Source organism: Pseudomonas sp. GYB4201, assembly GCF_056312595.1.
Window position 1 is genome coordinate 109643 of the sequence record NZ_JBWGIG010000017.1, and the last position, 21354, is coordinate 130996.

At 68.1% G+C, this 21354-nt stretch carries 17 protein-coding genes; 12 read left to right on the forward strand and 5 right to left on the reverse strand.

Features of this window, described 5'->3' with window-relative positions; genetic code table 11:
• Position 1: 1 nt before the first annotated feature.
• Both AC0Z2B_RS17750 and AC0Z2B_RS17755 read left to right on the forward strand, forming a co-directional pair.
• On the forward strand, positions 2-1543 hold the full coding sequence (locus AC0Z2B_RS17750; RefSeq protein WP_476298370.1) for a chloride channel protein: 1542 nt from the start codon (positions 2-4) through the stop codon (positions 1541-1543).
• A gap of 34 nt (positions 1544-1577) precedes the next feature.
• Positions 1578-1901, forward strand: a complete 324-nt coding sequence (locus AC0Z2B_RS17755) for a DUF6388 family protein (protein WP_476298372.1) — start codon at positions 1578-1580, stop codon at positions 1899-1901.
• An 86-nt stretch (positions 1902-1987) separates the two neighbouring features.
• Here the strand turns inward: AC0Z2B_RS17755 and AC0Z2B_RS17760 are convergent, their stop codons facing one another.
• The gene (locus AC0Z2B_RS17760; RefSeq protein WP_476298374.1) at positions 1988-3418 is read right to left on the reverse strand and encodes an NAD-dependent succinate-semialdehyde dehydrogenase; all 1431 of its coding nucleotides are present in this window, start codon (positions 3416-3418) and stop codon (positions 1988-1990) included.
• A gap of 140 nt (positions 3419-3558) precedes the next feature.
• Positions 3559-4485, reverse strand: a complete 927-nt coding sequence (locus AC0Z2B_RS17765) for a Gfo/Idh/MocA family protein (RefSeq protein ID WP_476298376.1) — start codon at positions 4483-4485, stop codon at positions 3559-3561.
• Positions 4486-4695: 210 nt separating this feature from the next.
• Here AC0Z2B_RS17765 and AC0Z2B_RS17770 point away from each other — a divergent pair, with 210 nt between their 5' ends.
• Positions 4696-6147 (forward strand): SulP family inorganic anion transporter, encoded by a 1452-nt coding sequence (locus AC0Z2B_RS17770; protein WP_476298378.1) that lies wholly within the window; start codon positions 4696-4698, stop codon positions 6145-6147.
• A gap of 85 nt (positions 6148-6232) precedes the next feature.
• Entirely contained in the window at positions 6233-7297 is a 1065-nt protein-coding gene (locus AC0Z2B_RS17775; protein WP_476298380.1) for an SDR family oxidoreductase, read from the forward strand.
• Between the two features lie 73 nt (positions 7298-7370).
• Here the strand turns inward: AC0Z2B_RS17775 and AC0Z2B_RS17780 are convergent, their stop codons facing one another.
• Positions 7371-7913 (reverse strand): DUF4174 domain-containing protein, encoded by a 543-nt coding sequence (locus AC0Z2B_RS17780; protein WP_476298382.1) that lies wholly within the window; start codon positions 7911-7913, stop codon positions 7371-7373.
• Between the two features lie 371 nt (positions 7914-8284).
• Here AC0Z2B_RS17780 and AC0Z2B_RS17785 point away from each other — a divergent pair, with 371 nt between their 5' ends.
• The 4 genes from AC0Z2B_RS17785 (at position 8285) to AC0Z2B_RS17800 (ending at position 12752) form a co-directional block, all read left to right on the forward strand.
• Complete coding sequence (locus tag AC0Z2B_RS17785) at positions 8285-9448, forward strand: alpha/beta hydrolase family protein (RefSeq protein ID WP_476298384.1); 1164 nt, start codon at positions 8285-8287, stop codon at positions 9446-9448.
• A 96-nt stretch (positions 9449-9544) separates the two neighbouring features.
• Positions 9545-10798 carry an MFS transporter gene (locus AC0Z2B_RS17790; RefSeq protein WP_476298386.1) on the forward strand — a complete coding sequence of 418 codons (1254 nt, stop codon included), beginning with the start codon at positions 9545-9547 and terminating at the stop codon, positions 10796-10798.
• Between the two features lie 45 nt (positions 10799-10843).
• Positions 10844-11677: an alpha/beta fold hydrolase gene (locus AC0Z2B_RS17795; protein ID WP_476298388.1), complete on the forward strand. Its 834-nt coding sequence runs from the start codon at positions 10844-10846 to the stop codon at positions 11675-11677.
• Between the two features lie 622 nt (positions 11678-12299).
• Complete coding sequence (locus AC0Z2B_RS17800; RefSeq protein ID WP_476298390.1) at positions 12300-12752, forward strand: DUF2214 family protein; 453 nt, start codon at positions 12300-12302, stop codon at positions 12750-12752.
• A 1-nt stretch (position 12753) separates the two neighbouring features.
• Here the strand turns inward: AC0Z2B_RS17800 and aroA are convergent, their stop codons facing one another.
• Complete coding sequence (aroA, locus tag AC0Z2B_RS17805) at positions 12754-14013, reverse strand: 3-phosphoshikimate 1-carboxyvinyltransferase (protein ID WP_416424473.1); 1260 nt, start codon at positions 14011-14013, stop codon at positions 12754-12756.
• A gap of 156 nt (positions 14014-14169) precedes the next feature.
• Between aroA and AC0Z2B_RS17810 the strand changes: the two genes are divergently transcribed.
• The 3 genes from AC0Z2B_RS17810 (at position 14170) to AC0Z2B_RS17820 (ending at position 17809) form a co-directional block, all read left to right on the forward strand.
• Positions 14170-15153 (forward strand): aldo/keto reductase, encoded by a 984-nt coding sequence (locus tag AC0Z2B_RS17810; RefSeq protein WP_476298393.1) that lies wholly within the window; start codon positions 14170-14172, stop codon positions 15151-15153.
• Positions 15154-15325: 172 nt separating this feature from the next.
• Positions 15326-16483 carry a lactonase family protein gene (locus tag AC0Z2B_RS17815; protein ID WP_476298395.1) on the forward strand — a complete coding sequence of 386 codons (1158 nt, stop codon included), beginning with the start codon at positions 15326-15328 and terminating at the stop codon, positions 16481-16483.
• Between the two features lie 171 nt (positions 16484-16654).
• Entirely contained in the window at positions 16655-17809 is a 1155-nt protein-coding gene (locus AC0Z2B_RS17820; protein ID WP_476298397.1) for a cysteine desulfurase family protein, read from the forward strand.
• A gap of 53 nt (positions 17810-17862) precedes the next feature.
• Here AC0Z2B_RS17820 and AC0Z2B_RS17825 read toward each other — a convergent pair whose 3' ends face one another.
• A complete protein-coding gene (locus AC0Z2B_RS17825; RefSeq protein WP_476298399.1) occupies positions 17863-19212 on the reverse strand; it encodes an MFS transporter in 1350 nt (449 codons plus the stop codon).
• A gap of 312 nt (positions 19213-19524) precedes the next feature.
• Here AC0Z2B_RS17825 and AC0Z2B_RS17830 point away from each other — a divergent pair, with 312 nt between their 5' ends.
• The gene (locus AC0Z2B_RS17830; protein WP_476298401.1) at positions 19525-21228 is read left to right on the forward strand and encodes an amidase; all 1704 of its coding nucleotides are present in this window, start codon (positions 19525-19527) and stop codon (positions 21226-21228) included.
• Positions 21229-21354: the final 126 nt, after the last annotated feature.

Below are 21354 nucleotides of genomic sequence, written 5' to 3' on the forward strand. Positions count from 1 at the left end.
CATGCAGCACAAAGCAGATTTTTCCGTGGACCGGCGGCTGTTCCGCCAGGTGCTGCTGGCCGCCGTGATCGGCGCCCTGGCGGTCGGCGCGGCGGCGGTGCTGCTGGGGCTGATCCACCTGTGCAGCAACCTGTTTTTCTACCAGCGCTTCTCGTTCGCCAACAGTTCGCCGGCGCAGCACCAGCTGGGCCTGTGGGTGATCGGCCTGCCGGTGCTGGGCGGCCTGATCGTCGGCCTGATGGCCCGCTACGGCTCCAGCAAGATCCGTGGCCACGGCATTCCCGAGGCCATCGAGGCGATTCTGTTCGGCCAGAGCCGCCTGTCCCTGCGGGTGGCGCTGCTCAAGCCGCTGTCGTCGGCAATCGTGATCGGCAGCGGCGGCCCGTTTGGCGCCGAAGGCCCGATCATCATGACCGGCGGCTCGTTGGGTTCGCTGGTTGCCCAGCGCTTCCACCTCAGCGCCGCCGAGCGCAAGACCCTGCTGGTGGCCGGCGCCACGGCGGGCATGACCGCGGTGTTCGGCACGCCGGTGGCGGCGGTGTTGCTGGCGGTGGAGCTGCTGCTGTTCGAACTGCGCCCGCGCAGCCTGGTGCCGGTGGCTATCGCCTGCGCGGTGGCCGGCTTCCTGCGCCCGCTGCTGATCGCCAGCGAGCCGCTGTTTGCCGTGCAGACCGCGCCGGTGGGCCCCGAGGCACTGTTCGGCTGCCTGGTGGCGGGCATCGCCAGCGGCCTGCTGTGCACGCTGCTGTCGTGGTCGCTGTACCGGGTGGAAGACCTGTTCGGCAAGCTGCCGCTGCACTGGATGTGGTGGCCGGCCCTGGGTGGCCTGGCCATTGGCATTGGCGGCTATTTCCAGCCACGAGCGCTGGGCATCGGTTTTGATGTGATCGGCGACCTGCTGCACAACCACCTGCTGCTCGGCGCGGCCCTGGCGTTGCTGCTGGTGAAGGCGGTGATCTGGGTGATTGCCCTGGGTTCCGGCACCTCGGGCGGCGTACTGGCACCGCTGCTGATGCTCGGCGCCGGCCTGGGCGCAGCGCTGGGCCACGTGCTGCCCGGCGACCACGGCGCGCTGTGGCCGCTGGTGTGCATGGCGGCTACCCTGGCCGGGGTGCTGGGCGCACCGCTGACGGCGGTGGTGTTCGCCCTGGGCCTGAGCCACGACCTCAATGCGCTGTTGCCGTTGCTGCTGACCGTGACCGTGGCGTACACGGTCACCATCGTGATTGCCAAGCGCTCGATCATGACCGAGAAAATCGCCCGGCGCGGCCTGCACATCTACCGCGAGTATTCGGTAGACCCGCTGGAGCGCCACGAGGTCAGCGAGGTGATGAGCCACGCGCAGGTGCCGCTGGCGGCCGGCCAGGCGTTCGCCCTGCCCCGGGAAACCTGCCGCGCCGTGGCCGGGCGCATGGTGGCGCTGGGGCTGGAAAGCCTGCCGGTGGTGCGCGACGCGCAGAGCCGCGAGGTGATCGGCGTGGTCAGCCGCAGCGACCTGCTCAAGGGCACGCTGGCGGTGCATCAGGAAGAAAGCCTGGCGTAGACTAGGGGCACTGCCACTGCCCATCAGGTACATGATGATCGACCCCGAACAGCGTCACCCCGCCGCCCTGGAGCGTTTCCTGGCCGCCCGCGACGAGCTCCGCCAGCAGCTGGACCACCTCAACCCGCTGGAAGCCCAGGCGGCCGGCATGACCGCCGCGCAGTACCGCGCCGAGCGCCTGCACGAGGCGTTCGAGCAGGAAGCCGAGGCCCAGGGCCTGTTCGCCTGGGAGCTGACCTTGCAATTGACGGCGGCGACGCCAGAGGAATTCCAGGCGCAGCGCCTGGAGGTGCACAAGGAAGTGGCCGAGATGGCCGGCATGAGCTGGGACGAGTACCGCGAGCTGTACGGCCTGTAAACCCCGTAGCAGCTGCCGAAGGCTGCGTCCGAGGCCTTACGCAAGGCCCGGGACGCCGCCTGCGGCAGCTGCTACGGGGGTGGAGGTCAACCCAGGTGGGTCACCAGCTTGGTCACCAGGTACGCCTCGATCGCCTCGGTGCCGCCTTCCGAACCGTGACCGGAATCCTTGATGCCGCCGAACGGGATCTCCGGCAGGCCGATGCCCAGGTGGTTGATCGACAGCATGCCCGCTTCCACCCCGTCACTCAGGGCCTGGGCGGTTTTCGAGGTGCTGGTGAAGGCGTAGGCCGCCAGGCCGAACGGCAGGCGGTTGGCCTCGGCAATGGCTTCTTCCACGGTGTCGAACGGCACGATCAGCGCCACCGGCCCGAACGGCTCCTCGTTCATCAGGCGCATGCCGGTGTTCAGGCCGCTGATCACTGTTGGCGCGAAGAAGTAGCCCGGGCCGTCGATGGCCTTGCCACCCAGGTGCACGGTAGCGCCCTGGCTGCGCGCGTCGTCCACCAGGGCCTGCAGGGCCGGGGCGCGACGGTCGTTGGCCAGCGGGCCCATCAGCGTGCCCTCTTCCAGGCCGTTGCCGACCTTGATCTTGCCGGCCAGCTCGACGAAGCGGGTCAGGAAGGTCTCGAACACTTCACGCTGCACCAGGAAGCGCGTCGGCGATACGCACACTTGCCCGGCGTTGCGGAACTTGGACGCCACCAGCAGTTGCACGGCCTTTTCCACGTCGGCGTCGGCGAAGACGATGGCCGGCGCGTGGCCGCCCAGTTCCATGGTCGCCGGTTTCATGTGCAGGCCGGCCATGGCGGCCAGCTGCTTGCCCACCGGGGTGGAGCCGGTGAAGGTGACCTTGCGGATCACCGGGTGCGGAATCAGGTAGCCGGAAATATCCGCCGGCACGCCATACACCAGGCCAATCACCCCGGCCGGCACACCGGCGTCGGCAAAGGCGCGGATCAGCTCGGCAGGCGACGCCGGGGTTTCTTCCGGGGCCTTGACGATGATCGAGCAGCCAGCGGCCAAGGCCGAGGACAGCTTGCGCACCACCTGGTTGATGGGGAAGTTCCATGGCGTGAAGGCGGCCACCGGGCCCACCGGCTCGCTGATCACCCGCTGCTCGATGCCCTGGGCGCGCGACGGCACGATGCGGCCGTAGCTGCGGCGGCCTTCCTCGGCCAGCCAGTCGATGATGTCGGCGGCGGCCAGGGTTTCGGCACGGGCCTCGGCCACCGGCTTGCCCTGTTCCAGGGTCATCAGCGTGGCGATGTGGTCGGCGCGTTCGCGCAGCAGCTCGCCGGCCTTGCGCATGATTTTGTAGCGGTCGAAGGCGCTGACCTTGCGCCAGGTCTCGAAGCCCCGCTGGGCGGCGGCCAGGGCCTGGTCCAGGTCGGCGATGTCGGCGTGGGCCACGCTGCCGATGGTGTCACCGGTGGCGGGGTTGACCACGGGGATGCTGCGCCCGTCCGCCGCGTTCTGCCATTGACCGTTGATGTAAAGCTGCACTTGCGGGTACATACGGGACTCCCTCGATGTGAACGGATGTTGAGACAACCTGTAGCCGCTGCCGAAGGCTGCGCTGGCCCCTGAGCATACCGAAGATCTCCGGCGTGCGGGACGGCCAGCGCAGCCTGGCGGCAGCGGCTACGAATGCGGCGTTATTCATGAAACTGCGCAACCAGCGTGCGGCTGCCGGCCATGAAGGCGTCGGCCACCAGGCGCAGCGGTTGCAGGTCGGCGTCGCTGGCCTGGCGCTGGATCAGCTGGGCGAAATGCGCGTACAGCGACGGGTATTCGGCTTCCGGCGGCAGCGCCTGGGGCTGGTCATCGATGAACAGCGCCGCACCGCCCTGCTCCAGGCGCAGCACGCCTGCGTCGGTCTCGATGACGATGCGCCAGATGTCCGGCTCAGGGTGGTCCCAGTCAAACTCGGCGGTCACCGGCAGGCCGCGGGCGTCGGCCATCTGCAGGCGCGCGGCGATGGGCGCCTGGTGGTTGGCCGGCACGTCCAGCTGCGCGGCGGTGACGAACAGCGGTTCGGGCAGCAGCGCAGTGACGATGGACAAGGCGTTGATGCCCGGGTCGAACACGCCCTGGCCACCGGCCTGCCAGATCCACGCCTGGCCGGGGTGCCATTTGCGCACGTCTTCCTTCCAGGTGATGGCCACGCTGCGCAGCACCCGCCCCTCCAGCCACTGGCGCGCTGGCTGCACGGCCGGGGCGAAGCGCGAGTGCCAGGCGAACAGGCAGCTGACGCCCCGGGCGCGGGCCAGGTCCACCAGCGCCATGGCCTCGCCGAGGCTGGCGCACGGCGGCTTTTCCACCAGCACGTGCTTGCCGGCCAGCAACGCCTCGCGCACCTGGGCGTAGCGGCCCTGGGGCGGCGTGCAGAAAGCCACGGCGGCCACGGCCGGGCCGTCGGCCAGCAGCGCGTCGAGGCTGCGGAAATTGGCCACGCCGGGGCACGGCTGGCCCAGGGTGGCCACGGCCTGCAAGCGCCAGGCCGGGTTGCCGAGGATGGCCGGCACGTGCTGGTCCTGGGCGATCTTGCCGTAGCCGACGAGGCCCAGCGAAAGGTGCTCCATGGTGCGACTCCTGTTGCAATCGGGATTTGTTGTTATGGACAGGCAGCAAGGTGGACGGCTGAGTCTAAACCATCCAGGCGGAGGTACGACAACCGCCGACGGTCAAAATAAGTGGTCGGTCCGGTCCATTTCTCTTTAAAATGGCCACCATTCCCTTTTCACGCGCTCGCCTGTCCCCAGGCGGGTTTGGCTGTTCACGCAAGGAAACCCATGTCCCTGTCTTCCATTCGCGGCAACGTCCTGGCCGGGCTGACGTCATCGTTCGCCCTGGTGCCGGAGTGCATCGCCTTCGCCCTGGTGGCGCAACTCAACCCATTGATGGGCCTGTACGGCGCCTTCATCATCTGCACCCTGACCGCGCTGTTCGGCGGCCGCCCGGCGATGATCTCCGGCGCCGCCGGCTCCATGGCCGTGGTCATCGTGGCGTTGGTGGTGCAGCACGGCGTGCAGTACCTGCTGGCCACGGTGGTGCTGGGCGGGTTGATCATGGTGCTGTTCGGCCTGCTGCGCCTGGGCAAGCTGGTCCGCATGGTGCCGCACCCGGTGATGCTGGGCTTCGTCAACGGCCTGGCGATCATCATCGCGCTGTCGCAGCTGGAGCACTTCAAGGTCGGCAACAGCTGGCTGCAAGGTACGCCGCTGGCGACCATGCTGGGCCTGGTGGCGCTGACCATGGCCATTGTCTACCTGCTGCCGCGGCTGACCCGCGCGGTGCCGCCGGCGCTGGTGGCCATCGTCGGCGTCAGCCTGCTGGTGTATGCCCTGGGCCTGCCCACCCGCACCCTCAGCGACATGGCGCACATCGCCGGTGGCCTGCCCAGCCTGCACTGGCCTAGCGTGCCGCTGAACCTTGAGACCCTGAAGATCATCGCCCCCTATGCGGTGCTGATGGCCATGGTCGGCCTGCTGGAAACTCTGCTGACCTTCAACCTCACCGACGAGCTGACCGAGACCCAGGGCCAGCCCAACCGTGAGTGCGTGGCGCTGGGCGTGGCCAACGTGGCGTCGGGCCTGTTCGGCGGCATGGGCGGTTGCGCCATGATCGGCCAGACGGTGATTAACCTCAGCTCCGGCGGCCGTGGGCGGCTGTCGGGGGTGGTGAGCGGCATCATGGTGCTGCTGTTCATTCTGTTCCTGTCGCCGCTGATCGAGCGCATTCCGCTGGCCGCCCTGGCCGGGGTGATGTTCGTGGTGGCTCAGCAGACCTTCGCCTGGGGCTCGCTGCGGGTGCTGGGCAAGGTGCCGCGCCAGGACGCGGTGGTGATCGTGGCGGTGACCGTGATCACCGTGTTCACTGACCTGGCGACGGCCGTGCTGTGCGGCATTCTCATCGCGGCGTTGGCGTTCGCCTGGCAGCACGCCCGGGAAATCCGCGCCGACGCCGACGCCAGCCAGCCCGGGCGCAAGCGCTACACCCCCCACGGCACGCTGTTCTTCGCCTCGACCACGCACTTCCAGGCACTGTTCGACCCACGCAACGACCCGGATGAGGTCATCGTCGACTGCCGCCACCTGCACCTGGCCGACCATTCGGCGATTGCCGCGCTGGAAGCGCTGGCGGCGCGGTATGAGAAGGCTGGCAAGGGGTTTGTGCTGGAGCAGTTGTCGGCGCGCAATCAGCAGTTGTTGCAGCGCGCGGGGGCGGCTGTTGCGGTGAATTGAGGCTGCGTCCCAGGGCCGCACGGGTTGGATCGCACGCCATCTGCCGTTAAGGTGTAACAACATTTGTTGTTGCACAGAGGCAGACATGACAGAAATTGCATTGGTAGTGGGTGCCAGTGGCATCGTCGGCCGCGCGGTGACCCGCGTGCTGGCCGAGAACACCAACTGGAAGGTGGCGGGCCTGTCGCGCCACCCGGACCTGGCGCCGGGCATCATCCCCATTGCCGCCGACCTGCAAGACCCCGCCGCCCTGGCCAGTGCCCTCGCCGGCCTGTCACCCACCCACCTGTTCATCACCACCTGGGCGCGCCAGGCCAGCGAGGCGGAAAACATCCGCGTCAACGCCGGCATGGTGCGCAACGTGCTCGACGCCCTGCGCGGCGCCCGCAGCCTGCGCCACGTGGCACTGGTCACCGGCCTCAAGCACTACCTGGGCCCGTTCGAGGCCTACGGCCAGGGCAGCCTGCCACAGACGCCATTCCGCGAAAGCCAGGGCCGCCTGGACGTGGAAAACTTCTACTACGCCCAGGAAGACGAGCTGTTCGCCGCCGCCAAGCGCGACCATTTCACCTGGAGCGTGCACCGCCCGCACACCATCACCGGCGTGGCCGTGGGCAACGCCATGAACATGGCCACCACCCTCGCCGTCTACGCCAGCGTGTGCAAGGCCACGGGCCGGCCGTTCGTGTTCCCCGGCTCGCGGGTGCAGTGGGACAGCCTCACCGACATGACCGACGCGCGCATCCTCGCCCGCCAGCTGCTGTGGGCCGCTACCACGCCAGCGGCGGCCAACGAGGCCTTCAATGTCACCAATGGTGACGTGTTCCGCTGGAGCTGGATGTGGGGGCGCATTGCCGACTGGTTTGGCCTGGAGGCGGCGCCGTTCCCCGAGCAGCCCATGCCCCTGGCCGAACAGATGGCCGGCGACCAGGCCACCTGGAGCGCCCTGGCGGCTGAACATGGCTTGCAGGAACGTGATATCGAGCGGCTGATCTCGCCGTGGCATACCGACGCCGACCTGGGCCGGCCGGTGGAAGTGGTGACCGACATGTCCAAGAGCCGGCGGCTGGGTTTCGTCGATTTCCAGGCCAGTGACCAGGCGTTCTTCGATGTGTTTGCGCAGTTGCGGGCAGAGCGGTTGATTCCCTGAACGAGCCTGGACGCGGCCTGCGGCCGCTGCTACGCACACCCGTAGCAGCGGCCGCAGGCCGCGTCCCGCCCGCTCAATCGTCCAGCGACTGCGGCTCTGCAGCCTTCGCCGGCTTGCCCGCCTTGGCGCCCTTGGCTGGCTTGCCCGGCTCTGCCGCTGGCGCCGCCGGGGCTGGCGCTGCCGCTTCCTTCTCGGCCATGGGCATGGCGTCCACGGTGTCGAACACTTCCTTGAGCTCAACCGGGCCGCTCTTCTCCAGCTTCTTGGTGCCGTCCTTGCCCACCAGGATGGTCTTGGGCAGCTCGCCGGCGCCCAGGCTCAGGCTGCGGATCAGGGCCATTGTGGCCTGGGGGTCGAGGTTCTTGCCGTCGCGCTGGCCAATCATATTGACCACGGTGTACAGCACCAGGCTGCGCTGGGCGAAGGCCTGCTTGTTGGCCGGGTCCTTCAGCGCGTCCTGGAAATGCACCAGGGTGGGGTCCACCGAGCTGCGCGCGATGATGATCAAGGGCCGGGTCTTGCCCTGCTCCTGCGCCAACGGCGAGTCGCTGTCGGCGGCCAGCACGGGGCCGGCGAGCGCTACAAGGGCAGCCAGGGCCAGAGACCGAATGAGCATGTACACCTCCATTTCATATTGACGCCCTAATGACTACAGGACTGGGCGAAAGGTCCGGCTTATGGCGTTGAATTTGTAAGTTTTTTCAACAGGCTCGGCTGTAGCTTAGGCGAGCCAAGCCGACACGCAAGCCAAACGGCCACCGCGATTTCCGTAGCCGCTGCCGCCAGGCTGCGCTGGCCCCCGAGTGCACTGGAGATCTTCGCCGAGGCACAGGGCCAGCGCAGCCTGCGGCAGCGGCTACAGGAATGTATCCAACATACCCGGTTCATGTAGCAAAAATTTACCCAGCTTTTACCCGCCCCGCGCCCTATCTGGCCCGCGGGTTCTGCATAATCGCCGCTTTCGTTTCCTGTTCAAGCAGAGTCGTTATGTCAATGCTGCCTTTTACCCTTGCCCGTTTCCTCCGCCCCCTGGCCGCCGCCGTTGCGCTGGCCGCCCTGGGCGCCTGTTCCAGCCCACCGCCCGCCGATGACGACGGCATGGTGTCGCTGCAGGAATACCTCAAGACCGCCTACAACCCCGGCCAGTCCAACAAGCTCGACGGCTGGGCCACGCGCTGGACCTGGGGCACCCACCAGGTCAACCTGTCGCTACTGGTGCCCGCCGGCCAGAAAAACGTGCCGCTGGTGGTCTACCTGCCGGGCCTTGGCGAAGACGACAGCGCCGGCCAGCTGTGGCGCCAGAGCTGGGCCAACGCCGGCTACGCGGTGCTGACCGTGCAGCCGACCCGTTACGACTCATCGGTCTATAAGTCGGCCGACGCCCAGGCCGGCGCCTTCCGTGGCATCGCCGCCAACAGCTACGGCGACCAGGCCTTGCAGGCACGGGTCGCCGAGGTGGTGACCGTACTCGCCGAGGTGCGCCGCCGCGGCCTGGCCGGTGAAGCCGGTTTCAACGCCGTGGACGTACAGCGCACCGTGGTCGCCGGCTACGACCTGGGCGCGCAGACCGCCGCCGCCCTGGCCGGCGAGCGCGACGCCGGGCAGCCGCGCCTGACCGAGTGGCGGCCGTTGGGTGCCATCGTCCTCAGCCCCTACGTGGCTGCCGGCGCCGACCCTGCGCGCTTCGCCCAGGTCGATACGCCAGTGCTCAGCGTCACCGGCCCGATGGACGAAGATCCCTTCAGCTGGGTGGCCAGCGCCCAGCAGCGCTTTGCCTTCTTCGCCGGCCTGGGCACCCAGGGCGGCTACCAGTTGCGCCTGCAGGACGCCAGCCACAAGGACCTGTCCGGCACCGTGGCGCACGCCGGCGGCGGCAGCAAACCCGGCGAGAGCAAGGGTGAGCGCCACCACGGCGGCGGCCCCGAAGGCGGTGGCCCGGGCGGGCCTGGCGGCGAAGGCCGTGGCGGCGCCAAGCCGGTGGACCTGGGCGTGGACCGTCGCCAGGCCGCCAGCGTGGCGGCCATCAGCACCGCCTGGCTCGACGCCACGGTCAAGCACGCGCCCACGGCCCAGCAATGGCTCGACCAACAGGCCGGCCAATGGCTGGGGCCCGTGGGCCGCCTGGAACACAAGGCCAGCAGCGCGCACTGAGCACGGCGCTTGACAGCCTGACGCCGGGCCACTGAAGATCGAAGATAGGAAGCTAACGGCTTTCTGTCTTCGCTCCAGTCTTCGGGAACCGGTTTTGTGAAAGGCACCTTCCGCTCGCTCCGCATCTACAACTACCGCGTCTGGGCCAGCGGCGCGTTGATCTCCAACATCGGCACCTGGATGCAACGCACGGCGCAGGACTGGCTGGTGCTGGTGCAACTGACCCACGAAAGCGCCACCGCCGTGGGCATCGTCATGGCCCTGCAGTTCGGCCCCTACCTGCTGCTGATGCCCTTCACCGGCCTTGCCGCCGACCACTTCGACCGCCGCAAGCTGGTGATGACCACCCAGGCGCTGTCCGGCGCCCTGGCGTTGGCGCTGGGGTTACTCACCCTCACCGGCGTCGTGCAGTTGTGGCACGTGTACGTCTTCGCCTTCCTGTTCGGCTGCGTCAGCGCCTTCGACTCCACCGCCCGCCAGACCTTCGTCGCGGAGCTGGTGGGCGACAAGGAACTGTCCAACGCCGTGGCGCTCAATTCCACCTCGTTCAATGCTGCGCGCATGATCGGCCCGGCCGTGGCCGGGGTGCTGATCGCCGCCATCGGCAGCGGCTGGGTGTTCCTGCTCAACGCTGCCTCGTTCGGCGCCGTGCTGGTGTCACTGCGCTGGCTGCGCGTGGCCGACCTGCGCCCGCTGGAACGCACCAAGAGCAGCCGCGCCGGCCTGGCCGAGGGCTTCGCCTACGTGTGGCGGCGGCCCGACCTGCTGGCGATCCTGTGGATGTATTTCCTGATCGGCACCTTCGGCCTCAACTTCCCGATCTTCATTTCCACCATGTCGGTCACGGTGTTCCACCAGGGCGCCAGTGAATACGGCGTGCTCACCTCGTGCATGGCCGTGGGCTCGGTGCTCGGCGCCCTGCTCTCGGCCAGCCGCGCTACCCCGCGCATGGGCGCGCTGCTGGCCGGCGCCCTGTTGTTTGGCCTGGGCACCGGCCTGGCGGCGCTGATGCCCGGCTACTGGTGGTTCGGCCTGACCCTGACGGCCGTGGGTATTTCTGCACAAACCTTCACCACCACCGCCAACAGCGCCGTGCAGCTGTCCACCGAGCCGGCCATGCGCGGGCGGGTTATGGCCATCCTGCTGGCCATCGCCGTGGGGGGTACGCCGCTGGGGGCGCCGGTGGTCGGCTGGGTGGCCGACGTCTGCGGCCCGCGCTGGGCCCTGGGCATCGGCGCGGCCTCGGGCCTGCTGGCGGCGGCGGTGGCCCTGGGTTACTTGGTGAAACACAAAGGCCTGCGCGTGCGTTGGGAAAACGGCCGGCTTCGGCATAGGCTGGACATGCCCTGAGCAACCTTGCCGGGGCGCATTATTTTCAGGACGAAGGAATAGCCCATGCCCCACTTCATCATCGACGGCCATCCACTGCACTACACCGACCAGGGAACGGGTGAAGTCATCCTGCTGGCCCACAGCTACCTGTGGGACCAGCACATGTGGGCGCCCCAGGTGCAGGCCCTGCAGGACCACTACCGGGTCATCGTGCCCGAGCTCTGGGGCCACGGCGCCTCCGGGTCACTGCCCGCCAGCACCCGCTCGCTCACCGACCTGGCCCGCCAGGCCGTCGCGCTGCTGGACCACCTGGGCGTCGAGCGCTGCAACCTGGTGGGCCTGTCGGTAGGCGGCATGTGGGGCGCGAAGCTGGCCATGGACGCGCCCGAACGCATCGACCGGCTGGTGCTGATGGACACCTACGTGGGCGCCGAGGACGAACCCAAGCGCCAGTATTATTTCTCGCTGCTGCGCCAGCTGGAGGATGAAGGCGGCATGAGCCCGGCGCTGCTGGACATCGTCGTGCCCATGTACTTCCACCCCGACGCCGACCTGCAGTCGCCGCTGTGCCGGGCGTTCCGTGCCGCGCTGGCGGCAATGCCGGCCGAGGTGGCGCGCCAGAGCATCGCGCCCCTGGGGCGCATCATCTTCGGCCGCGAAGACCTGCGCGACCGCCTGCATGAGCTGGACCCGCGCAAGACCCTGGTGATGTGCGGCGACCGCGACATCCCCCGGCCACCCCACGAAACAGTGGAAATGGCCCGGCTGATCGGCTGCGCGCAGGTGCTGGTGCCCGACGCCGGGCATATCTCCAACCTGGAGAACCCCGGTTTCGTCACCGACACGCTGCTGAGCTTCCTCGCCAGCCGCTCGGCGACGCCGGACGCATCCCTGTAGCAGCGGCCACCGGCCGCGTCACGTACTACGCGGTGCAACAGGCAAACCGCGGCGGCGCCGGACGCAGCCTGCGGCAGCTGCTACGCACCGCTATCCTGTAGCAGCGGCCGCAGGCCGCGTCATGGCCTACGCGGTGCAGCAGGCAAACCGTGGCGGCGCCGGACGCAGCCTGCGGCAGCTGCTACGCACCGCACTCCTGTAGCAGCGGCCGCCGGCCGCGTCATGGCCTACGCGGTGCAACAGGCAAACCGCGGCGGCGCCGGACGCAGCCTGCGGCAGCTGCTACGCACCGCATTCCTGTAGCAGCGGCCGCAGGCCGCGTCATGTACTACGCGGTGCAACAGGCAAACCGTGGCGCCGCCGGACGCAGCCTGCGGCAGCTGCTACGCACCGCACTCCTGTAGCAGCGGCCACCGGCCGCGTCATGGCCTACGCGGTGCAGCAGGCATACCGCGGTGTAGCCGGACGCAGCCTGCGGCAGCTGCTACGCACCGCACTCCTGTAGCAGCGGCCACCGGCCGCGTCATGTACTACGCGGTGCAGCAGGCAGACCGCGGCGGCGCCGGACGCAGCCTGCGGCAGCTGCTACGGTGAAGGGTGTCCTTGCTGCCGAGTCGCTGCCATGAGCCAAGCCATCGCCGCCTACCTGCATTACCTGTCGATCTTCGCGCTGTTCGCTCTGCTGTCGCTGGAGCATGTGTTGCTTAAACCCGAGCCGACACTGGCCCAGGCAAGCAGCCTGATTCGCGTGGACATGCTGTTCGGGATCGCTGCCGGGCTGGTGCTGCTGACGGGGCTGGCGCGCCTGCTGTGGTTCGCCAAGGGGCCCACGTATTACCTGCACAACAGCTACTTCCACGCCAAGGTGGCGCTGTTCGTGCTGATCGGGCTGTTGTCGATCCTGCCCACCATGCGCTTGCTGGGTTGGCGCGCGGCGGTCAAGGCCGGCAGGGCGCCGGCCGTGAGCGCGGCCAGTGTGCGGCAGATGACGATGGTCATCCGCCTGGAACTGGCGCTGCTGGTGCTGGTGCCGTTGATGGCCACGCTGATGGCGCGTGGCTTCGGCACCTTCTGACTCAACCGTGGGTGTAGGTCACGCCCAGCGAAGCCAGGGCGTCCCAGTAGCGCGGGTAGGTCTTGCCCACGCACAGCGGGTCCTGGATGCGGATGCCCGCCACTTTCAGACCGGCCAGGGCAAAGCACATGGCAATGCGGTGGTCGGAATGGGTGTCGATCAGCGCGTCACAGGTGGTGCCGGCCAGGGCCGGGTCGGCGTGCACCAGCAGGTCGTCACCTTCCACCGTCGACAAGCCCGGGCGAATGGCGTTCAGGCCATCGTCCAGCGCCGCCACGCGGTCGCATTCCTTGACGCGCAGGTTGGCCAGTTCCACGAAGCGCACCGGCGTGGCGTTGAACGCCGCCAGCACCGCCAGGGTCGGAATGGCGTCCTGCATCTGCGAGCCGTTGATCACGGCGGGCATGTGCGGGAACTGGGCGATGTAGTCCTGGGCCTTGGCATCGGGCTGGGTGAAGGCATCGTCGGCCACGCCCAGGTCGATACGCCCGCCGGTGAGGGCCTGGGCCGCCCACAGGTAAGTGGCGGCCGAAGCATCCGGCTCGATGAAATAGTCACCGGCCACGTAGCCGGTGGGCTGCACGCGCCAAGTGACGTCGTCCAGCTGCTCCACCTGGGCACCGAAGGCGCGCATGCAGGCCAGGGTCAGGTCCACGTAGCCGCGGGCGCCGATGTCCTTGCCGGTCAGGGCCACGTCGATGGGCGCGGTGCCGCAGGCGGCGACCATCAGCAGGGCCGAGACGTACTGGCTGGACAGGCCGCCATCGATCTCGAAACGCTGGGCCTGCAGGCGGCCGGTGCCCTTGACTTGCACCGGCGGGCAGCCGGTGGCGCTGTGCACATCGACGCCGCCGGCGCGCAACGACGCCAGCAGCGGGCCAATCGGGCGCTTCTGCATGTAGTGGTCGCCGTCCAGGGTGACGTCGCCGTTGACCGTGGCCACGGCGGCGGTCAGGAAGCGCACGGCGGTGCCGGCGTTGCCCAGGAACAGTGGCTCGGCCGGCACCTGCAGCTGGCCGCTGCTGGTGACCACGAAGGTGGTGTCGTCCGGCTCGTCGATGACCACGCCCATCTGCCGCAGGGCATTGGACATGTGCCGTGTATCGTCGCTTTTCAGCGCGCCATCCAGGCGGCTGGTGCCCTTGGCCAGGGCGGCCAGCAGCAGCGCACGGTTGGTGATCGATTTCGACCCGGGTGGCGAAACCTGTCCGTTCAGGGCAAAGCCAGGCGGGATCACCGTGATTGTTTGTTGCGCAGCCATTTGTTCAACACTCCCCACTCGAAAACCTTGCCGACGGTACAACCCCAGCAATAAAGATTCCCATCATGCCATTTATGCGCCGCCAGTTGCACCCCGGCGGGGCCCGGGACTAGGCTGGAGACGCAAAATGGACCATTTCGACCACAGGAGCGCTGCATGAAGACCGTCAACCTGGGCAGCACGGGCCTCAAGGTTTCCCCCCTGGCCCTGGGCTGCATGACCTACGGGGTGCCCAACCGCGGCAAACACCCCTGGACCCTGGACGAACAGGCCAGCCGCCCGCTGATCAAGCAGGCGCTGGAACTGGGCATCAACTTCTTCGACACCGCCAACAGCTACTCCGACGGCACCAGCGAGGAGATCGTCGGCCGCGCCTTGCACGACTATGCCCGGCGCGACGAGATCGTCATCGCCACCAAGGTGTACTTCCCGATGCGCGCGGCGCCCAACGTCGGCGGCCTGTCGCGCAAGGCCATTTTCACCGAGATCGACAACAGCCTGCGCCGCCTGGGCACCGACTACGTCGACCTGTACCAGATCCACCGCTGGGACTACGACACGCCCATCGAGGAAACCCTGGAAGCGCTGCACGACGTGGTCAAGGCCGGCAAGGCCCTGCACATCGGCGCCTCGTCCATGCACGCCTGGCAATTCGCCAAGGCCCTGGCCACTTCGGAGCGCCACGGCTGGACGAAGTTTGTGTCGATGCAGGACCACCTCAACCTGATCAACCGCGAAGAAGAGCGCGAGATGCTGCCGCTGTGCCGCGACGCCGGCATCGCCGTGCTGCCCTGGAGCCCGCTGGCCCGCGGCCGCCTGACCCGCGACTGGCACCAGGGCACCGCGCGCACCGAGACCGACGACTACGGCAAGAGCCTGTACCAGCCCCACACCGAGGACAGCGACCGGCAGATCGTCGAGGCCGTGGCAAGGGTGGCCGCAGCCCGCGGCGTGCCACGCGCCCAGGTGGCGCTGGCGTGGGTGATGCAGACTCCGGGCGTGACCGCGCCGCTGGTGGGCGCCTCGAAGGCCGAGCACCTGACCGATGCCGTGGCAGCATTGGCGCTGAAGCTCGAGCCCGAGGAGATCGAACAGCTGCAGGCGCCGTATATTCCCCATGCGGTGGTTGGGTTTACCTGACGCGATCTGTAGCCGCTGCCGTAGGCTACGCTGGGCTTGGTGTCCGCTGCAAATCTGCAGTGAGGCACAGGTCCAGCGCAGCCTGCGGCAGCGGCTACACGGCGAGGCGAAGGCTAGCCATCGTCATACGACGTCTGATAACCTCAAGGCACAATAACAAGGAGTCGTGCCCATGCCCTCCCCGCTTCCACGCCTGGCCCGCCGGGCCATTCCCTTCCTTTTCGCCACCCTAGCCAGTCAGGTAACCATGGCCTCTACCTTCGTCTACGTCTCCAACGCCGCCGATGGCACTGTGTCCACCTACCAGCTGGACGCCGCCAACGGCACGCTCACCCCCGGCCAGGTCGCCAAGGCCGGCGCCAACGTTATGCCCATGGCCGTGAGCCCCGACCGCAGCCGCCTGTACGCCGCCGTGCGCTCGCAGCCCTACCGCGTGCAGACCTTCAGCATCGCCCCGGGCGACGGCCACCTGACCCAGGTCAGCGAAAGCCCTGCTCCGGACAGCTACGCCTACATTTCCCTGGACCAGACCGGCCACTACCTGTTTGGCGCCTCCTACGACAACGACATCATGACCGTCACCCGCGTCGACCAGGCCAAGGTCGCCGACGCTCCGCTGCACACCCTCAAGACCGCGCAGAACGCTCACTCGGTGCGCATCGACAAGGCCAACCGCACCCTGCTGGTGGCCAACCTGGGCGGCGAGCGCGTGCTGCAATACCACTTCGACAGCACCACCGGCGCCGTCACCCCCTACGCCCCCGCCCACCTGGCCGCGCCCGAGGGCCTGGGGCCGCGCCACCTGGCGTTCGCGCCGGACAACCGCTTCGTCTACGTGCTGGACGAGCTGCAGGACAAGGTCATCAGCTACGCCCTGGACGCCAACAGCGGCCAGCTCACCCAAGTGGCCGTCAGCAGCAGCCTGCCCGCCGACCACGGCTTGAAGCCGGGCGCGCCGCGTGGCCCGTCGCGGGTCGCCACGCCCGCCATGCAGGCCCACGCCGACAACAGCCAGGACATCTGGGCCGCCGACATCCACGTCACGCCCGACGGCAACTACCTGTACACCAGCGAGCGCACCAGCAGCGTGCTGTCGGCGTTCAAGGTGGACAAGGCCCACGGCACTCTCAGCCTGGTCGGCACCTTTGCCGCCGAGAAGCAGCCGCGCGGCTTTGCCATCAGCGCCGACAGCCGCCACCTGATCTGCACCGGGGAAAAATCCACGCAGCTGTCGGTGTTCGACATCGACCCCGCCACCGGCCGCCTCAGCCTCAACGGCCGCTACCCCACCGGCAACGGCGCCAACTGGGTGGAAATTGTCACCCTCTAACCCGTAGCAGCGGCCGCAAGGCCGCGTCTGCAGCCTTATTCCAACAATCCAGCCCAACAGCGAAAAATATTCTACGCACAGGCAATATTGGCGCGCATAAATCAATAATTTTCCCCCTTCCTGCGGGTAAGCTTTCTTCATCACTGACCCGCAGGAAGAAAGGGACGCCCCATGCCCAGCACCCCGTTGTATTTCGACTACGCCGCCACCACCCCCGTCGACGACCGCGTGATCGCCGCCATGGTCGAGTGCCTGGGCCAGGCCGGCAATTTCGGCAACCCGGCCTCCAGCTCCCATGCCTTCGGCCAGCGCGCCAAACTGGCCGTGGAATCGGCCCGCCGCCAGGTGGGCGAATTGATCGGCGCACCCGCCGACAGCCTGGTCTGGACCAGCGGCGCCACCGAATCCAACAACCTGGCGCTCAAGGGCGTGGCCGCCGCAGCCAGCCCCACGCACCGGCACATCATCACCAGCGTGCTGGAACACAAGGCCATCCTCGACACCGCCAATGAACTGGAACAGCAGGGCTTCGAGATCACCCGCCTGCAGCCCGATGCCCAGGGCCTGATCCAGCCCGAAGCGGTGCGCGCCGCCTTGCGCGACGACACCCTGCTGGTCTCGCTGATGCTGGTGAACAACGAATTGGGCACGCTCACCGACGTCGCCGCCATCGGCCAGCTGGTCCGCGACCACGGCGCGCTGATGCACGTGGACGCCGCCCAGGGCACCGGCAAGGTGGCCATTGACCTCGGCCAGTGGCCGGTGGACCTGCTGTCCATCTCGGCGCACAAAAGCTACGGCCCCAAGGGCATCGGCGCCCTGTACGTAGGCGAACGCGCCCGCCCTGCCCTGCGCGCGCAGATTCACGGCGGCGGCCATGAACAGGGCCTGCGCTCGGGCACCCTGGCCACCCACCAGATCGTCGGCATGGGCAGCGCCTACGCGTTGGCCAGCGCCCACCTGGAAGAAGAACAGCAACGCATCCAGGCCCTCTCCGCGCGCCTGCGCGACGGCCTGCTGCAACTGCCGGGCGTCAGCCTCAACGGCTGTCCACGCCAACGCATTCCCCACACCCTGAACCTGTGCATCGACGTGCCCGGCTTCAACAGCGCCCGCCTGGCCAACGACCTGGCGCTGTCCTCAACCTCCGCCTGCAACTCCGCCAGCGCCGGCCCCTCCCACGTGCTGCTGGCCCTGGGCCTTAGCCCCGAACAAGCCCTGCGCAGCGTACGCCTGAGCCTGGGCCGCTACACCAGCGAAGCCGACGTAGAGCGTGCCATCGAAGTGATTGGCCAGGCCGTGAGCGCACCGCCGCCGTTGTGGTGAAAGTGACGCAGCCCCTGTAGCAGCGGCCACCAGGCCGCGTCCAGGGGCCCACCTCAACTTCTGAGCAACCGCTCCGCCGCCACCGGCTTCAGCCGTGGCGTCAGCACATGAATCACCACGATCGCCACCAGGTACGCGCTGCCCGCCACGATGAAGATCGGCTGGTAGGATTTGAACACGTCAAGGATGTAGCCGTTGTAGGTGGTCATCAGCATGCCGCCCATGGCGCCAGCGGTGCCGCCGATGCCGATCACCGAGGCCACAGCCTGTTTGGGGAACAGGTCGGATGGCAGGGTCATCAGGTTGGCCGACCAGGCCTGGTGCGCCGCAGCGGCCAGGCCAATGATGGCCACCACCAGCCACAGGTTGGAGACGAACTGCGCGGTGACGATGGGAATGACCGCCAGGGCGCAGATCAGCATGGTGGTCTTGCGCGCGGCGTTGGCGCCGCGGCCGTTCTTCAGCTGCCGCGACGAGCCCCAGCCACCCAGCACCGAACCCACGTCAGCCAGCAGGTACACGGCAATCAGCGGCGGGCCGAAGGACTTCAGGTCCAGGCCGTAGGTCTTGCCGAGGAAGTCCGGCAGCCAGAACAGGTACAGCCACCAGATCGGGTCGGTGAGGAACTTGCCGGCGGCGTAGGCCCAGGTTTCTCGGAAGGTCAGCAGCTTGAACCAGGAGAACTTGGCAGGAGTGGCGTCCACCGGCAGCGACGGGTCGGTATCGGATTGAATGTACTCAAGCTCCGAGGCGCTGACCCGCTTGTGTTCCTGCGGGCTGCGGTACATCAGCAGCCAGGCGATCAGCCACAGGGCCGTCACGATGCCGATGGAGATGAATGCCGCACGCCAGCCCCACGCCAGGGTGATGGCCGGCACCAGCAGTGGCGTGACGATGGGCCCGAACGCGGTGCCGGCGTTGAAGATACCGGTGGCCTGGGCCCGCTCCTTCTGCGGGAACCATTCCGACACGGCCTTGAGGCTGGCGGGAAAGCTGCCCGACTCGCCGAAGCCCAAGGCAAAGCGCGCCATGGCGAACTGCGTCACGCCGTTCACCAGGCCGTGGCAGACGCTGGCGATGGTCCACAGGGTGAAGGCCAGGGCGTAGCCGATACGCACGCCGACCTTGTCGATCACCCGGCCGAACGTCAGGAAGCCGATGGCATAGGCGCACTGGAACCAGAACACGATGGAGGCGTAGTCACTCTCCGACCACTTCAATTCGGCCGCCAGGGTGGGCTTGAGGATGCCGATCATCTGGCGGTCGATGTAGTTGATGCCGATGGCCACGAACAACAGGGCGCAGATGGTCCAGCGGTAACGGCTGGTGAGGGTGCGGGGGACGGCGGCGGCTTGCGGGGGAACGGCGCGGCCCCGGGGAGCGGGCCCGATATCGATAGTCATGCTGTGGCTTCCTTTTTGTTTTTATTGAACCCAGTCGACAGCGGCACGATGGATTTGTAGGACATCGTATGACGTGTTCTGGGAGGTGTCAAATGCCCTCCCGGAGGTGACGTGCGGGCGAATTTCGCTGTGAAGAATGTTTTTCGCACTGTTCAATATAATGCTCACAGGGTAAATTCAGCACCGTCCCCTGAGGCGACGCAACGAGAACCCTATGAACACCTCCACGACGAGAAGTGATACCCCTGGCGCGCCAGGTTACAGTCACCCCATTTCCCTCTCTATTTACCTTCAGCCATTGGCGGTAGCAGCATGATCGAGGTCACCGAAGTTTCCATTGCCCAGCTGCGTGCTGCGCTTGAATCAGGCCAGACCACTGCCGTGGAACTGGTGCAGGCCTACCTGGCGCGCATCGACGCCTACGACGGCCCGGCTACGGCCACCGCGCTCAACGCGGTGGTGGCGCGCAACCCCCAGGCGCTGGAAGAAGCCCGTGCCTCCGACGCCCGTCGCGCCCGTGGTGAAACCCTGGGCCCGCTGGACGGCATCCCCTACACCGCCAAGGACAGCTACCTGGTCAAGGGCCTGACGGCCGCGTCCGGCAGCCCGGCGTTCGCCAAGCTGGTGGCCCAGCGCGACGCCTTCACCATCGAGCGCCTGCGCGCCGGCGGCGCCATCTGCCTGGGCAAGACCAACATGCCGCCCATGGCCAACGGCGGCATGCAGCGCGGCGTCTATGGCCGTGCCGAAAGCCCCTACAACGCCAACTACCTCACCGCGCCGTTCGCCTCGGGCTCGTCCAACGGTGCCGGCACCGCCACCGCAGCCAGCTACTCGGCGTTCGGCCTGGCCGAAGAAACCTGGTCCAGCGGCCGTGGCCCTGCCTCCAACAACGGCCTGTGCGCCTACACGCCGTCGCGCGGGGTGATCTCGGTGCGCGGCAACTGGCCGCTGACGCCGACCATGGACGTGGTGGTGCCTTACGCGCGCACCATGGCCGACCTGCTGGAAGTGCTGGACGTGGTGGTGGCCGAAGACCCGGACACCCGCGGCGACCTGTGGCGCCTGCAACCCTGGGTGCCGATCCCCAGCGTGGCCTCGGTGCGCCCGGCCTCCTACCTGGAACTGGCCGCCAGCAGCACCGCCCTGGCCGGCAAGCGCCTGGGCGTGCCGCGCATGTACATCAATGCCGACGACGAAGCCGGCACCTCCGAAGCCCCGGGCATCGGCGGCCCCACCGGCCAGCGCATCAACACCCGTGACAGCGTCATCGACCTGTGGCAGCAGGCACGCAAGGCCCTGGAAGCCGCCGGCGCCGAAGTGGTCGAGGTGGACTTCCCGCTGGTGTCCAACTGCGAGGGCGACCGCCCGGGCGCGCCAACGGTGTTCAACCGCGGCCTGGTGTCCAAGGAGTTCATGCACCATGAACTGTGGGACCTGAGCGCCTGGGCGTTCGACGACTTCCTGCAGGCCAACGGCGACCCGCAGCTCAACCGCCTGGTGGACGTCGACGGCCCGCAGATCTTCCCCCACGACCCGGGCACCCTGCCCAACCGCGAGGGCGACCTGGCGGCCGGCATGGACGAGTACGTGCGCATGGCCGAGCGCGGCATCACCCCGTGGGACCAGATCAGCACCCTGCCCGACGGCCTGCGCGGCCTGGAGCAGACCCGCCGGCTGGACCTGGAAGACTGGATGGACCGCCTCAAGCTCGACGCCGTGCTGTTCCCCACCGTCGCCGACGTGGGCCCGGCGGACGCCGACGTCAACCCGGCCTCGGCGGACATCGCCTGGAGCAACGGCGTGTGGGTGGCCAACGGCAACCTCGCCATCCGCCACCTGGGCGTGCCCACCGTCACCGTGCCCATGGGCGTGATGGCCGACATCGGCATGCCCGCGGGCCTGACCTTCGCCGGCCGCGCCTATGACGATTCGAGCCTGCTGCAACTGGCGGCGGCGTTCGAGGCCACCGGCAACCTGCGGCAGATCCCGCCGCGCACCCCGCCGTTGAAGTGATCGTGCCCTGACGCGGCCTGCGGCCGCTGCTACGCCCGTAGCAGTGGCCGCAGGCCGCGTCCCTCTCACGACGCCAACATCACCCCGTCCCCCCCCCCCGGCTTGCCCCTGTCCAAACCCAGGTGC

What these genes read in the sequence shown, in the direction of transcription:
- AC0Z2B_RS17760 (WP_476298374.1), bottom strand. Translation starts at nt 3,418, where the DNA reads ATGTACCCGCAAGTGCAGCTTTACATCAACGGTCAATGGCAGAACGCG.
- AC0Z2B_RS17815 (WP_476298395.1), top strand. Translation starts at nt 15,326, where the DNA reads ATGCCCTCCCCGCTTCCACGCCTGGCCCGCCGGGCCATTCCCTTCCTT.
- AC0Z2B_RS17770 (WP_476298378.1), top strand. Translation starts at nt 4,696, where the DNA reads ATGTCCCTGTCTTCCATTCGCGGCAACGTCCTGGCCGGGCTGACGTCA.
- AC0Z2B_RS17775 (WP_476298380.1), top strand. Translation starts at nt 6,233, where the DNA reads ATGACAGAAATTGCATTGGTAGTGGGTGCCAGTGGCATCGTCGGCCGC.
- AC0Z2B_RS17830 (WP_476298401.1), top strand. Translation starts at nt 19,525, where the DNA reads ATGATCGAGGTCACCGAAGTTTCCATTGCCCAGCTGCGTGCTGCGCTT.
- AC0Z2B_RS17750 (WP_476298370.1), top strand. Translation starts at nt 2, where the DNA reads ATGCAGCACAAAGCAGATTTTTCCGTGGACCGGCGGCTGTTCCGCCAG.
- AC0Z2B_RS17820 (WP_476298397.1), top strand. Translation starts at nt 16,655, where the DNA reads ATGCCCAGCACCCCGTTGTATTTCGACTACGCCGCCACCACCCCCGTC.
- AC0Z2B_RS17755 (WP_476298372.1), top strand. Translation starts at nt 1,578, where the DNA reads ATGATCGACCCCGAACAGCGTCACCCCGCCGCCCTGGAGCGTTTCCTG.
- AC0Z2B_RS17765 (WP_476298376.1), bottom strand. Translation starts at nt 4,485, where the DNA reads ATGGAGCACCTTTCGCTGGGCCTCGTCGGCTACGGCAAGATCGCCCAG.
- AC0Z2B_RS17800 (WP_476298390.1), top strand. Translation starts at nt 12,300, where the DNA reads ATGAGCCAAGCCATCGCCGCCTACCTGCATTACCTGTCGATCTTCGCG.
- aroA (WP_416424473.1), bottom strand. Translation starts at nt 14,013, where the DNA reads ATGGCTGCGCAACAAACAATCACGGTGATCCCGCCTGGCTTTGCCCTG.
- AC0Z2B_RS17780 (WP_476298382.1), bottom strand. Translation starts at nt 7,913, where the DNA reads ATGCTCATTCGGTCTCTGGCCCTGGCTGCCCTTGTAGCGCTCGCCGGC.
- AC0Z2B_RS17825 (WP_476298399.1), bottom strand. Translation starts at nt 19,212, where the DNA reads ATGACTATCGATATCGGGCCCGCTCCCCGGGGCCGCGCCGTTCCCCCG.
- AC0Z2B_RS17810 (WP_476298393.1), top strand. Translation starts at nt 14,170, where the DNA reads ATGAAGACCGTCAACCTGGGCAGCACGGGCCTCAAGGTTTCCCCCCTG.
- AC0Z2B_RS17785 (WP_476298384.1), top strand. Translation starts at nt 8,285, where the DNA reads ATGTCAATGCTGCCTTTTACCCTTGCCCGTTTCCTCCGCCCCCTGGCC.
- AC0Z2B_RS17795 (WP_476298388.1), top strand. Translation starts at nt 10,844, where the DNA reads ATGCCCCACTTCATCATCGACGGCCATCCACTGCACTACACCGACCAG.